12 protein-coding genes are annotated in these 13,333 nt (G+C 68.0%); 5 read left to right on the plus strand and 7 right to left on the minus strand.

What is annotated here, in order from left to right:
- Positions 1–21 precede the first annotated feature (21 nt).
- Entirely contained in the window at positions 22–1,311 is a 1,290-nt protein-coding gene (locus MRBLWO13_RS09230) for a PA2928 family protein (RefSeq protein WP_341978210.1), read from the plus strand.
- Here the strand turns inward: MRBLWO13_RS09230 and MRBLWO13_RS09235 are convergent.
- A complete protein-coding gene (locus tag MRBLWO13_RS09235) occupies positions 1,308–2,993 on the minus strand; it encodes an ATP-binding cassette domain-containing protein (protein WP_341978212.1) in 1,686 nt (561 codons plus the stop codon). The genes MRBLWO13_RS09230 and MRBLWO13_RS09235 overlap by 4 nt on opposite strands.
- A 370-nt stretch (positions 2,994–3,363) precedes the next feature.
- On the opposite strand from MRBLWO13_RS09235, the gene MRBLWO13_RS09240 reads away from it, so the two are divergent.
- Complete coding sequence (locus tag MRBLWO13_RS09240) at positions 3,364–4,644, plus strand: endonuclease/exonuclease/phosphatase family protein (protein ID WP_341978215.1); 1,281 nt, start codon at positions 3,364–3,366, stop codon at positions 4,642–4,644.
- A 13-nt stretch (positions 4,645–4,657) separates the two neighbouring features.
- On the opposite strand, the gene MRBLWO13_RS09245 is transcribed toward MRBLWO13_RS09240, so the two are convergent.
- Entirely contained in the window at positions 4,658–5,323 is a 666-nt protein-coding gene (locus MRBLWO13_RS09245; protein ID WP_341978216.1) for an alpha/beta fold hydrolase, read from the minus strand.
- Between the two features lie 85 nt (positions 5,324–5,408).
- On the opposite strand from MRBLWO13_RS09245, the gene MRBLWO13_RS09250 reads away from it, so the two are divergent.
- Complete coding sequence (locus MRBLWO13_RS09250; RefSeq protein ID WP_341978217.1) at positions 5,409–6,002, plus strand: DUF4916 domain-containing protein; 594 nt, start codon at positions 5,409–5,411, stop codon at positions 6,000–6,002.
- 18 nt (positions 6,003–6,020) lie between these two features.
- Here MRBLWO13_RS09250 and MRBLWO13_RS09255 read toward each other — a convergent pair whose 3' ends face one another.
- Both MRBLWO13_RS09255 and MRBLWO13_RS09260 read right to left on the minus strand, forming a co-directional pair.
- Positions 6,021–6,761, minus strand: a complete 741-nt coding sequence (locus tag MRBLWO13_RS09255) for a tyrosine-protein phosphatase (protein ID WP_341978219.1) — start codon at positions 6,759–6,761, stop codon at positions 6,021–6,023.
- A complete protein-coding gene (locus MRBLWO13_RS09260; protein WP_341978221.1) occupies positions 6,761–7,825 on the minus strand; it encodes a low specificity L-threonine aldolase in 1,065 nt (354 codons plus the stop codon). Before MRBLWO13_RS09260 ends, MRBLWO13_RS09255 begins: the two co-directional genes overlap by 1 nt.
- A 298-nt stretch (positions 7,826–8,123) precedes the next feature.
- Between MRBLWO13_RS09260 and MRBLWO13_RS09265 the strand changes: the two genes are divergently transcribed.
- Positions 8,124–9,542: an MFS transporter gene (locus MRBLWO13_RS09265; RefSeq protein WP_341978335.1), complete on the plus strand. Its 1,419-nt coding sequence runs from the start codon at positions 8,124–8,126 to the stop codon at positions 9,540–9,542.
- 12 nt (positions 9,543–9,554) lie between these two features.
- Here the strand turns inward: MRBLWO13_RS09265 and MRBLWO13_RS09270 are convergent, their stop codons facing one another.
- Positions 9,555–10,217: an SDR family NAD(P)-dependent oxidoreductase gene (locus MRBLWO13_RS09270; RefSeq protein WP_341978223.1), complete on the minus strand. Its 663-nt coding sequence runs from the start codon at positions 10,215–10,217 to the stop codon at positions 9,555–9,557.
- Between the two features lie 96 nt (positions 10,218–10,313).
- Complete coding sequence (locus MRBLWO13_RS09275) at positions 10,314–11,744, minus strand: DUF6421 family protein (protein ID WP_341978225.1); 1,431 nt, start codon at positions 11,742–11,744, stop codon at positions 10,314–10,316.
- 70 nt (positions 11,745–11,814) lie between these two features.
- Here MRBLWO13_RS09275 and MRBLWO13_RS09280 point away from each other — a divergent pair, with 70 nt between their 5' ends.
- The gene (locus MRBLWO13_RS09280) at positions 11,815–12,270 is read left to right on the plus strand and encodes an Lrp/AsnC family transcriptional regulator (RefSeq protein WP_341978227.1); all 456 of its coding nucleotides are present in this window, start codon (positions 11,815–11,817) and stop codon (positions 12,268–12,270) included.
- Between the two features lie 3 nt (positions 12,271–12,273).
- On the opposite strand, the gene MRBLWO13_RS09285 is transcribed toward MRBLWO13_RS09280, so the two are convergent.
- Positions 12,274–13,299: a DUF5937 family protein gene (locus tag MRBLWO13_RS09285; protein WP_341978229.1), complete on the minus strand. Its 1,026-nt coding sequence runs from the start codon at positions 13,297–13,299 to the stop codon at positions 12,274–12,276.
- Positions 13,300–13,333: the final 34 nt, after the last annotated feature.

Consider the following 13,333-nt stretch of genomic DNA (forward strand, 5'->3'; position numbering starts at 1 on the left):
ACTGAGGCCAGGAGGCACGACATGAAGCTCACGACCCCGGCCACGCAATCCGGCTACATCCTGAACGGCTCATCCGTGCAAACGCCCGGTTGGCTGCCGCCTGAGAAACCGCGCAAGGAGCCTGCCAAGGCCCGTGGGGTCATCATCGTGGCGGTGGTGCTGATCGCCGTCATCGGCGCCGCGATCGCGCTGTCCGCGAGCGTGCTCGCGCCCTCCGCCAGGGACATCGAGATCGCGTCGACCTCGGGCATCGTTGACATCGACGGCGAAGACGTCGCGGTCCTCGTCTACCAGGACTCCTCGCGACCGGGGCTCTTCGTATCGGGCTTCCAGACACGGATCTCGGCGATCCGCACCTCCGACGGCGAACAGCTGTGGGATCAGCAGCTCAACGACGATCTGATGGGCGATGCCGTCGTGCTCGCCGGCGATGCGGATCTCGTGTACATCGGCAGCGACGACGGCCTCGTCATCCTGGATGCCGCCACCGGCGCCGTGCGCTCCCAGGGGCTTGAGATCGCCGGTCTCGGCGCCGACGCGGTGCTCGCCGCCAGTGCTTACGGGTATGACGCGGAGGCGAACGCGGTGGTCGCCCTCGCTGGAACCGGGCAGGTCATGCAGTTGCCCGTCGGACAGGAGCAGGCGACGTCCGCCGATGCGACGCTCGCCGGGCGCTGGAAGGACGTGCTGAACGCCGGGCCCTTCTACGACGACACCGTCCTCGTCGACCAGGTCGAACTCGCCGTGTCCGGAGAAGGCACCACCTACGAGGTGGAGTCCGTCTCCGAAGCCGTCGAGCGCGATGCCCTCATTGCGACCTCCGCCGAAGGCCGAGCCGTCTTCCGGACCGAACTCGTCGACATGTCGATTCTTCCGGCCACGGATATCAGCCCCCGACGTGGTGTGATGCTCGATACCGGACAGTTCCTCGACGGAGACTTCGGTGACATCGACGAGGATGACATGCAGGCGCTCATCGAGAAGGTGATGGGCACGGGGCCCGACGGGAACGTGCCGCCGCCGCCCGCGGGTCTCGGGCAGGGGTTCCTGCTCGTGCAGCACAAGGAATCGGTCAACGCCGAACTGATGGCGCTGAGCAGCATCGACGCCGAGACCGGCCGGATCGTCGACACGGTCGAGATGAAGGTCGACGCCCTGCGCGCGCTGACCGGCCCGGGAGGGACGACGGCCGTGATCGCCGCCGCCCCCGACGCCTGGCGGCCGAACACCATGGTGGTCCTGCAACCGGACGGAACTCTCCGAACGGTCGAGGTCGGCACGCTGCCCTGGTGGCAGCGGCTGTTCATCTAGTTCATCTCGGCAAGCACCCCTTCCGCGTCGATCTCGAGTGTGAGGTCGAGATCGAGTCGCGCCAGGAACGCATCGTCGTGGCTGACGACGAGCACGGCGCCGCGGTAGGCACGGAGCGCCTCGACGAGCTGATCGACCGTGTCGATGTCGAGGTTGTTCGTTGGTTCGTCCAGCACGACGAGATGCGGTGCCGGGTCGGCGAGCAGTACTCGTGCCAGCGCGACGCGGAAGCGCTCGCCGCCGGACAGACTCGCCACCGGCCGGTCCACGGTGCCGCCGCGGATCAGGAAGCGCGCCAGCCGGTTGCGCAGTTCCTTCTCCGGGATCTGCGGTGCCGCTTCCGCGATGTTCTCGATCACCGAGCTGTTCTCATCGAGGCCGTCGATGCGCTGCGGCAGGTAGCCGACCCTGCCGGTATGGGCCGTCGCGCTGGCGCGCGGTTCATAACTCCGGAGATCTGTCCCAGATTCGCCCGAATCGGTTCGTTCGGGTCCGATGTGCTCGGATTCTCCGGAGTTGTGGACAGCATCCGCCGCACTCTCGACGAGCCGCTGCAGCAGAGTGGTCTTGCCCGCCCCGTTCCGTCCGATCAGCGCCGTGCGCTCTGGACCCCGGATGACCCACGCGCGTTGCTCATCGCTGATCGTCGCGATGCGGCGACTGCGTGACACCAGCGGATCCGGCAGCTCGATCTTCATCGAGGCGTCACCACGGAGGCGATGACCGGTCTGATCGAGGGCTGCGCGCGCGGCCTCCTCCTTCTCGCCGACCTCGACGCGCAGCCTTCCCGCCGAAACCTCGGCGGCCATCTTGCGGCCGTGCGCGACGATCTTCGGCACCCGTTTCTCGAGTTCCGCCTTGCGAGCGGTCCTGGCGCGGTGCGCGAGCTTGGTCTCGGCCTCGATCCGCTGGCGCTTCTCCTTGCGGAGCACTTGGGCGGCGGCCACCTCGGCCTGCTTCGCGGCATTCTGCTCGGCATCCAGCCATGCTCGCCATTCGGAGTATGGTCCGCCGAACACGCTCAGCGTGTGCGCGTACAGTTCGGCGGTGTCATCCATCAGTTCGAGCAGTGCGACGTCGTGACTGACGACGATGAGTGCTCCCTTCCATGAGGTGATCATGGCGGCGAGCTTCGCCCGCGCGTCTCGATCGAGGTTGTTGGTCGGCTCGTCCAGGAGCGTGATCGGCGCTCGCCGAAGGCGGATGCCGGCGATCGCGACGAGCACGGCCTCGCCGCCGGAGAGTTCACCGACCCGGCGGTCGAGGAACGACGGATCGAGTCCGGCTTCGGCGAGGGATGCCTCGGCACGAGCCTCGATATCCCAGTCATCGCCGACCGCGTCGAAATGCGCCGGATCGACATCTCCCGCGGCGATCGCGCGGACCGCATCGAGCGGGCCGGCGACACCGAGAAGATCGGCCACGCGCCGATCGACATCGAGGGACAGTTGCTGCGGCAGGTACGCGACTTCGCCGGTGACCTGGACCACGCCGGACGTGGATTCCAGGTCGCCGGCCATCAGCCGCAGCAGCGTGGACTTACCGGAGCCGTTGCGGCCGACCAGCCCGGTACGGCCGGTGCCGAACGAGCCGGAGACCTGGTCGAGCGCGGTCGAGCCGTCCGGCCAGGTGAGGGTGAGGCGGTCGAGGGTGACCGATGCGTGCAGGGTTGGTGTTGACATTGAGCGTCTCCCGGAGGTGTTCGGGGTGCGCTGACGCCGGGCATCCGGGGACGTCGAAGAATCGACGCCGGAAGGCGGATGCGGCCGTGTGAGTCGGCGATCGTCGGGTCAGCGCGCGGAAAGAAGAGCGCGGAGGCGACGGATCAGATCAAAGGACTTCCAGACACGGCGGACAGGACCCGTCGACTGTACTCCGGGGGTGTCGCGCCTCGCAACTCCCGGGCGTGTCGCGGGCCACCGCCGCAGCGCGAACGTCGCAGAACCGCAGGAATCTCGCAGGGATTCGCCGGATCCCTGCGAAGATCATGCCTTTCTGCGACGTTCACCGGCCGGCCTTCAGGACGTCACCGACCGGCGTTAGGGTGGCCCGATGAAGATCACGTATCGTCGAGCGCGCGCCGCAGCCCTTGCCGCAGCCCTGCTGGTGTCGTCCGTTGCGGTGACCGCCGCCCCCGCGTCCGCGGACTACCGCCCCGCGGACTCCCGCCCCGCGGCCGCTACCGTGGCGGATATGCGATTCGCCACGTTCAACGCCTCGCTCAACCGCGGCACCGAGGGTGCGCTGGTGCGCGATCTGTCGGCACCGGGGAACGCGCAGGCGGATGCTGTCGCGGAGATCATCCAGCGCGCCGCTCCCGACGTGCTGCTGATCAATGAGTTCGACTACGACGCCGAGGGTGCGGCGTTGCGTCTCTTCCACGACAACTACCTTGCGGTTCCGCATGGCGACGCGCCGGCGGCGTCCTACCCCTATCGCTACACCGCGCCGGTGAACACCGGTGTGCCGAGCGGGTTCGATCTCAACAACAACGGAAGCGTGTCCGGCGGCGACGACGCCTGGGGGTTCGGCTTGTTCCCCGGACAGTACGGGATGGCCGTCTACTCGAAGTTCCCGATCGATGAGGACGCGATCCGCACCTTCCAGAACTTCCGCTGGGCCGACATGCCCGGCGCGCTCCTGCCTGACGATCCGAGCACCCCGGAACCGGCTGACTGGTACTCGCCGGAGGAGCTCGCCGAGTTCCCGCTCTCGAGCAAGTCGCACTGGGATGTGCCGATCCAGGTGTCGAAGAACAAGACCGTCCACTTCCTCGTCTCGCACCCCACGCCGCCCACCTTCGATGGCGACGAGGACCGCAACGGCACGCGCAACCACGACGAGATCCGGTTCTGGGCCGATTACATCTCGGGCGGCAAGACCGGTGGGTACATCGTCGACGATGCGGGCCGTGCCGGTGCTCTGAAGGGCGGCTCTCTGTTCGTCATCGCCGGCGACCAGAACGCCGACCCGAACGATGGCGACTCGACCGCGGGCGCGATCGATCAGTTGCTGACGCACCCCAGGGTGAACACCGGATCGGTGCCGACCAGCGAGGGCGGCGCGGAGGCGGCGGAGCTGCAGGGCGGGGTCAATCTCGAACACCTCGGTCGTTCCGCGGAGGACACCGCCGACTTCTCCGAGCCCCCGGGCAACTTGCGCGTCGACTACGTGCTGCCGAGCCGACAGATCAAGATCGTCGATTCCGGCGTGTTCTGGCCGACCGCGGCCGATCCGCTCTCCCGTCTCACGGGCACCTACCCGTTCCCGTCGAGCGACCACCGACTCGTGTGGGTGGATGCCGACGTTCCCGGTGCGAAGTCCGGGCGCTGACGCGCGGAGCGACTCAGCTCTTGCCGGCTGCCTCGGCGACGGCATCCCGCCACTTGGTGACGAAAACGCCCACATCCGTGAGCTCCTGCTCCGAGATGCTGTGGGTGAGGCCGGGATACACACGTCCGGAAAGTTCGGAGTGTTCGGGCAGCCACTGGGCGGTGTGGTCGACGAGGAACGCCGGGATGACGTCGTCGTGCGAGCCGCGCCCCCAGAAGACCGGCGGACGCCGCTCGCGCAGCGCTTCGTCATGGGGGAGATCGCCTGGCGCGACGTAGCCGCTGAGTGCGACCACCGCGCCGAAGCGCTCTGGCGCGAGGCGGAGTGCCTGCAGAGACACGGCGGCGCCCTGAGAGAACCCGAGGAGCGCGATATCGGATGTCGGGGCATGGGCGTCGAGCCAGGCGAGAAGCGATTCGGCCGCCGCCGACACGGCTGTGTAGTCGCGCCCGTTGAGACCCTCGATCGGATACCAGGATCGCCCGGGCATCGGCCAGGGCGGGGCCAGGGGAGCGGCGACGGATGCCACGGCGATCCCGTCAGGGAGATAGGGAACCAGACCGAAGAGATCGTTCTCATCGGCACCGTAGCCGTGCAGGAGCACGATCAGCGGCATCCCTTCCCGCTTCTCGGGCGCCCACAGGGTCGCCGCGGCGTCGATGACGAGGGAAGAACTCATGCATCCATCCTGCCAGCGATGTCGGACGGCCCATCGGATGGGCGCTGCCGTATGCGGATGCCGATGCGGCTGATAGAAATGAGTCATGTCCGTGCGCACCCCTGACCCCGACCCCGAACCGAATGACGGTCTCGGCGGTTTCGGCGACGGCTCAACCGGCGGGAACCCGGGCTGGCTGACCGACGTCGAGCTCGAGGAGGCGCGTCGCCGGCTTCCCATGCTCTACGTCGAGGCCATCCCGGTGCGCACCGACGGGTCAGGGCAGGTGACCGAGATCGGTATCCTGCTGCGGTCCACTCCGATGGGGGAGATGACCAGGACGATCGTGTCCGGCCGGGTCCGCTTCGGCGAGACCATCCGCGATGCGCTGTTCCGGCACGTCGAGAATGACCTCGGGCCGATGGCGTTCCCGTTGCTGCCGCCGCAGCCGCTGCCGTTCACGGTGGCCGAGTACTTCCCGATCCCTGGAGTCAGCGCGTACCACGACGACCGGCAGCATGCGGTGTCTCTGGCGTTCGTCGTGCCGGTCACCGGCACCTGCGAGCCGCGTCAGGACGCGCTCGAGGTCACCTGGTTCCCGCCGGAGGCCGCTGCGTCCGACGCGGTTTCGGCCGAGATGGAGGGCGGCCGAGGCACTCTGATCCGCCTGGCGCTCGCGAACCTGGGGCTGCTCCGCTAGCGAGCGCCGTCCGCGTGTTCAGTCGCGCAGGCGCGCCGCCAGCGCATCGAGCCGGACGCTGTCGACACCGGCAGCGCGAAGGTATGCCCGGACATCCAGTTCCGCGATCCAGTCGCGAAGCACCGCGACACGATCGGCGATCCGCTCCTCGATCTCGTCGTCGCTGAACATCGGCTCGACGTATCCGCCCTGCCCGGGGATCGGCGTCGCTGGAAGGTCCCGCGCATGGCGCCGGCTCGCCTCGCGGAAGGCGGCGGCGTAGTCATCGGTGATCGCGTCCGGTGCGGCGCCGGTCAGCGCGAGCAGCATCGCCGAGATCATGCCGGTGCGGTCGCGTCCGCCCGCGCAGTGCACGAGCACAGCGCCCTGTGCATCGGCGATCGCGGTGAAGACGGCGGCAGCCTTCTCCGGATACATCTGCAGGTTGTCGGCGTACGAACGAGGGTGATCGAGCCACGGGCCGCAGACCCGCATGAACTCCGCGTCGTCCGGGTCCTCGGTCGGCGCGTGCACGATGTCGACGCCGGCGGAATGGTCGTCTGAGACCTGCGGATCCGTCTCCCGCCGTTTCCGTTCCGGCTCGTTGCGCAGATCGATCACTGTCGAGACACCGGCACCGCGGAGCGCGGTCCAGCCGGCGTCGGTCAGCGTCTCCGGGCGCCCCGAGCGGTAGACGCGACGCGCAGCAGTGATGCCGCCGTCCGCCAGCGGAAGGCCACCGAGATCGCGCAGGTTGAACGCGCCCTCCCAGTCGGTCATCAGCGGGTGAGGCGCGCGAGCTCGGCGACGAAGGCGTCGACATCTGACTCCTCCGTGTCGAAGCCGCACATCCAGCGCACTTCGTTGCGCGCGGCATCCCAGTCGTAGAACCGGATCGATTCGCGCAGCGCATCGGCGATGCCGTCGGGCAGCGTCGCGAAGACGCCGTTCGACTGCGTCGGCTGGGTGAAGGCGACGCCGTTGATCGCCCCGTCCGCGATCCCCGCCTCGATCGCGCCGCGCAGACGCTGGGCCATCGCGTTGGCGTGGCGGGCGTTGCGCAGCCACAGGTCGCCCTCGAGCAGGGCGATCAGCTGGGCCGACACGAAGCGCATCTTCGAGGACAGCTGCATGTTGAACTTGCGCGAATAGATGAGACCGTCGGATGCTTCGGGGTTCAGCACCACGATCGCCTCGCCGAGCATGGCGCCGTTCTTGGTGCCGCCGAAGCTGAGCACATCGACACCGACGTCGCTCGTGAAGGCACGAAGCGGCAGGTCGAGAGCGGCGGCGGCGTTGGAGAGCCGGGCGCCGTCGAGGTGCAGCTTCATGCCGCGCTCGTGCGCATGATCGGCGATGGCGCGGATCTCGTCGGCGGTGTACAGGGTGCCCAGTTCGGTCGACTGCGTGATCGAGACCACGAGCGGCTGCGCACGGTGCTCATCGCCCCAGCCCCAAGCCTCGCGGTCGATGAGCTCGGGGGTGAGCTTGCCGTCGTCGGCGGGGACGGTGAGCAGCTTGAATCCGCCGATGCGCTCGGGCGCTCCGCCTTCGTCGACGTTGATGTGCGCGGTGGATGCCGCGATCACGGCGCCCCAGCGCGGGAGCATCGACTGCAGCCCGGTGACGTTCGCGCCGGTGCCGTTGAACACCGGGAAGGCCTCCACGCCTTCGCCGAAGTGCTGCTGGAACACCTCCTGCAGGCGGGCCGTGTAGAAATCCTCTCCGTAGGCGACCTGGTGGCCGCCGTTCGCCGCCGCGATGGCCGCGAGGACCTCGGGGTGGATGCCGGAGTAGTTGTCACTGGCGAAGCCCCGGATCGCGGGGTCATGCTGGATGCTCACTGCACAAGCCTATTGCCCGGGCGGGACCGCCCGGCTCACGGCGAGAGAGCTCGAGGGAGAGCACGAACTTCGCAGAACCGCAGCTGCTTCGCAGGGATGCTGCGATTTCCTGCGAAGTCAGTGACGTTCTGCGAGAGGGGGCGACCATGACAGAGACGAAGGGCACTACCGGATGTCGGAGCCCCGATCTACGCTCGATCCTGTGACCGATACCGCAGATTCCGCGGGCACGACCCGCGAAGCCGCAGGCCCCTCAGCACCGGGTGACCCGCGCACGCGTGCGTTCGCCAATGTCCTCGTGAACACCCTCATCGCCAATGTGACGACGAGCTTCCTGTGGTTCGCCCTCACCTTCTGGGTGTACATCGAGACCCAGTCGGTACTGGCCACCGGCATCATCGGCGGCGCGTACATGCTGTTCGTCGCCTTCTTCGCGATGCTGTTCGGCACGATCGTCGATCGGCACCGCAAGCACACCGTCATGGTGATCTCCAGTGTCATCTCCGCCGGTGCCTTCCTCATCGCCGGCGTGCTCTACCTCTGGCAGCCCGAGTCGGCTCTGCTCGACCTCACCGGTCCCTGGTTCTGGTTGTTCTCGGGGGTCATCCTCTTCGGCGGCGTGATCGAGCAGCTGCGCAACATCGCGCTGTCCACGACCGTGACCCTGCTGATCCCCGAAGAGAAGCGGGCGAACGCCAACGGCCTGGTCGGCACCGTTCAGGGCATCGCCTTCATGGTGACGAGCGTGTTCTCCGGGCTCTCCATCGGCTTCCTCGGCATGGGGTGGACCCTCGCGATCGCGATCGGCGCGATGGCGCTGACCTTCGCGCACCTGTTGTTCGTGCGCATCCCCGAGGGGGCTCCTGAACCTGATCCGAACGCATCGAGCGCACTCGACTTCCGCGGCAGCGTCCAGGCGATCCGGCTCGCGCCCGGCCTGTTCGCGCTCATCATCTTCTCCACGTTCAACAACCTCATCGGTGGCGTCTACATGGCCCTGATGGACCCGTATGGACTCACGCTGTTCTCCCCGCAGATCTGGGGCATCGTCCTGGGCGTCTCGTCGACGGGCTTCATCATCGGCGGCGCGATGGTGGCGAAGTTCGGTCTCGGCAAGCGGCCGATGCGCACGATGCTGCTCGTCGTCATCGCGATGGGGCTCCTCGGCGCGGTGTTCATGATCCGCGAGTGGTGGTGGCTGTTCGCGCTCGGAATGCTCGTCTACATGGCACTGATCCCGCCCGTCGAGGCCGCGGAACAGACGGTGATCCAGAAGGTCGTGCCGTTCCAGCGCCAGGGTCGGGTGTTCGGAGTTGCCGCCGCGATGGAGGCGGGGGCGGCCCCGATCACGGCTTTCCTGATCGCTCCGATCGCCGAGTTCCTGATCATCCCCTACATGAAGACACCGGCCGGTCAGCGGCAGTGGGCCTGGCTGCTCGGCGAGGGCGAGGCCCGCGGGATCGCGCTCATCTGCCTTTTCGCCGGGCTCATCATGGTCGTTGCCGCGACGCTCGCGTTCTTCACCCGTTCGTATCGCAAGCTGACCGATCTGTACGCGCACGCGCCCGAGCAGGAGATCGACGCCGGCGAGTCAGACGCCGCCGAGGCGACGGATACCGCAAGTGCAGATGCAGATGCAGAGCGGGCGGATCGCGAGGGCGTGCTCGATGCGCCCCCGCCCGTCCGCGGTCAGGCGCCGGACTACCGGGGTCCTTGAAGCGGAGGTCGTTCAGGCGTCGAGGTCGATGATCCGGTCGTTGAGTTCGGTGGCGTCGTCGTCCCACAGCCCTGCGATCGCGCGCGCCAGAGACTCTGAATCGAGAGCCTTGGCGCGGAACACGACGGATGCCGCGCGCTGCGGCTCTCCGGCATCCCGCGCCGTCTTCGCGAAGCCCTGCGCGACGGCGCGCGTCCACGCTTCGCTCGCGGCCTTCACCGCGGCGTAGTTCGCGCCGCCGGCCAGCGGGCGAGCGACGGCGGTCGACGAGACGATCGCGAAGCGACCGGCCTCCGCTGCGCGAAGCGCTGCGTCGAAAGCGCGGCTGGTCGCACGAACCGCCTCCAGTGCGGGCAGCAGCGCCAGGAAGTCTTCGTCGGACTGTCCGGCGAGTCCGCCGCCGCCGCGCCAGCCGCCGACCAACGGCACGAGGGCATCGACGGGGCCGAGGCGCTCTGCCAGCGCCGTCATGTCGGACAGCGAAGTCGCATCAGCGATCTCGACCTGCGCGCCTGCCGCATGCAGCGGCTCCAGGCGTGCGGCCGAACGGCCGGTGGCCACCACGTGCGCCCCGGCAGCGATCAGGGCGCGGGCGACGGCGAGACCCGAGTCGCTTGTCGCGCCAGCCAGCACGATGGTGCGTCCGGAGACGCCTGCAGCATCCGATGCGTTCATGAGTTCACTTTCGTGGATCGATGCGACTTCGGCGGCCGATCCCTGAGGATGTGGCCGCCGAAGTCGTTCAGGCTGGTGCGTCGACGTGAAGTCTTCTCAGTCGTCGGTGCCGCGGATGCCGACGGTCGATTCGATGACCGGCTTCATCTTCTTGTCGAGGGCCTCGAAGAACATCGACAGCGGGAACTCGTCGTCCAGTACGGCGTCGGTGAAGCCCTTCGGTGCGCCCATCAGGACCTCGTCCGACAGGCCACGAGCCCACGCGGATGCCGGGTGGGGGGTGAGCACGCTGCGCACCAGGTCGTACGCGGCGAGCCAGTGCGACGTCTTCGGGCGGTCGATCGAGCGCCAGTAGAGTTCGTCGATCGCGTCACCGAGGGCGACGACGGCATCCGGCACGCCGTCCCAGTCGAACGCGAGCTGCGTGTCGGTCCAGTGCAGCACGCCGCGCTGGTGCAGCCAGGCGAACAGGAGCTGGCCGCCGAGGCCGTCGTAGTTGCGCACCCGCGAACCGGTGATCGAGAACCGGAAGATCCGGTCGAAGATGACGGCGTACTGCGCGAGGGGAGCGTGCTCGAGCATCTCCTGCTCGGCTGCCGTGAGCTCCTCGCCGTTCGAAACGCGCGCCGACAGCGAGCGCTGGATCTTCACCGACTCGCGGAACGCGGTCAGGTCGCACCGCAGCTCCTCGAGCGAGTAGAGGAAGAACGGCATGCGCTGCTTGATCATGAAAGGGTCGAACGGCAGATCTCCGCGCATGTGCGTGCGGTCGTGGATGATGTCCCACATCACGAAGGCCCGCTCAGTGAGCGCCTGATCGTCGAGCATCGCTGCGGCGGCGGCCGGCATCTCCAGCTTCGTGATCTCCGCCGCTGCGCGGGTCACGCGGCGGTACCGGGCGGCCTCGCGGTCCTGGAAGATCGCGCCCCACGTGAAGGTCGGGATCTCGCGCATCGCGACGGTCTCCGGGAACAGCACTGCCGAGTTCGTGTCGTAGCCGGGCGTGAAGTCGACCAGGCGCAGCGAGAGGAACAGCTTGTTGCCGTAGTCGCCGGCTTCGAGCTCCGCGATGAAGTCCGGCCAGATCGCCTCCACGATGAGCGCCTCGACGAGGCGGTCGCTGGAGCCGTTCTGCGTGTACATCGGGAACACGACCAGGTGGCGGATCCCGTCGACGCGGTGCAGCTGCGGCTGGAAGGCCACGAGCGAGTCGTAGAAGTCCGGTACGCCGAAGCCGTCGGCAGCCCAGCGGTCGAAGTCGACGATGGATGCGGTCAGGTAGTCGGCGTCGTGCGGGAAAACGGGCGCGAGTGCGCGGATGCCGGCCGTGATCGCGGCGACGAGCTCGCGTGCTGCGGCGTGGTGCGTGGCATCCGGAATCGAGCCGTCCTTGGTCTGCAGCTCGCGGATCGCGATCGCCGCGTCCTTGAGCTGGATCCAGGCGGCGGATGCTTCGACGAGGGAAGCGTCCTCGACGACCTCGGGTTCGCCGACGAAAGCGTTGCTGTGGGTGGTGGTGAGGGACATCGGGACCTCCGATCGCTGAATGCAGGAAATATTCCGGCGATTGCCGGTAACTACAGTTATTATTCCATGCATGGATGATCCTGTCGACCACGCCATCCTCGCTGCCATCTCCCTCGACGGGCGTGCCACGCTGTCGCAACTGTCGGATGCCGTCGGGCTCTCGGTGTCGGCCGTGCAGTCGCGCCTGCGCCGCCTCGAGACCCGCGGTGTCATCGCCGGTTACCGGGCGATCCTCGATCCGGAAGCGGTCGGAACACCGCTGTCGGCGTTCATCGAGATCACGCCCCTCGATCCCGCTCAGCCGGACAATGCCCCGGAGCTTCTCGAGCACCTCACCGCGATCGAAGCGTGCCATTCGATCGCCGGCGACGCCAGCTACATGCTCTTCGTGCGGGTCGCCTCGCCGCGGGCGCTGGAGGAACTCGTCCGCGACATCCGCCTCTCCGCGAACGTCAGCACTCGCACGACGGTCGTGCTGCAGACCTATTACGAGCACCGGCCCCTCGTCACGGCCGAAACGCCGTAGGGGTCACAGCACGGCGCCGACCATGGCCTCCCCGAGAGGGGTGCGCAGGTGCAGCATCCTGGCGCCGTCGCGTTCGCTTCCGATGAGCCCGGCCTCGCGGAGCACGGTGAGGTGATGGGATGCCGTGGATACCGCGATGCTCGTGTCCTCGGCGACCTGAGAGGTCGTGCGTACGGTTCCGGCGCTCATCAGGATGCCGGCGCGAGCGGGGCCGAGCAAGGCGCTGAGCGATGCCGCGACCTCGACCTGATCACGCGCCCACCCGGCGGTGACACCGCGTGCCGGATAGAACAGCGTCGGTTGCGCCGGCGGCTCGGTCAGCACCATGCATCCCCACGATGACATCACCGACGGCACGAGAACGAGCCCGCTGCCCTGGCAGTCGACCTGCTCGCTGTGTCTGCGCAGCGAGACGCGTACGGCACCGTCGCCCCAGCTGACCTTGGGGTGCAGGTCGTTCGCCATCCCCGAAAGGCCGTTCGTGGCGATGGTGCGCGCCCGCACGTCGATGTCTGCGCGCAGCAGTCGTTCGAGCTGCGGCCACACCGGTGCCAGCGCGGCATCCCAGACTTCCGACCAGGCGTCGGCGATCATGCTCCTCGCTCGCGCGGGATGCTCTTGCATGCCACGCAGCGCCTGCTGTCTGGAGCCCGAGGAACGTTGCACCATCTTGCCGAGGTCGACCCTCATCGGCTCGAGCGCTGTCTCGCGGAGCGCGGCGAGCTCGGCGTCGGGTGTCATGTCCCAGCGAGGAGTCGCAGTCAGGAAGTCGGGCAGGTAGCCGTCGTCGCCGATGACGGCCACGAGCAGACCGAAGCTGTCCCGGGGGAGGCGCTCGCGTACCGCCCGCAACCAGCCCCATTGCAAGGGGTGCTGCTCGGGTCGCAACAGGATGCGCACGGCATGCGCCAGCTCGTGCCCGGGGGAGATGCCGAATCGGACGGCCTGGATGTCGCCGGGGCTCAGCTGGAACTCGACGCGGTGGTCTGGATGCTCGACCCCTTCGATCGGGCCCTTGTTTCGATCCACATCGAAACTCTAGGCCGCCATTCTCACGCTGTCG

Origin of the sequence: Microbacterium sp. LWO13-1.2, from assembly GCF_038397725.1 — a bacterium.
In the GTDB taxonomy this organism is placed as follows: domain Bacteria; phylum Actinomycetota; class Actinomycetes; order Actinomycetales; family Microbacteriaceae; genus Microbacterium.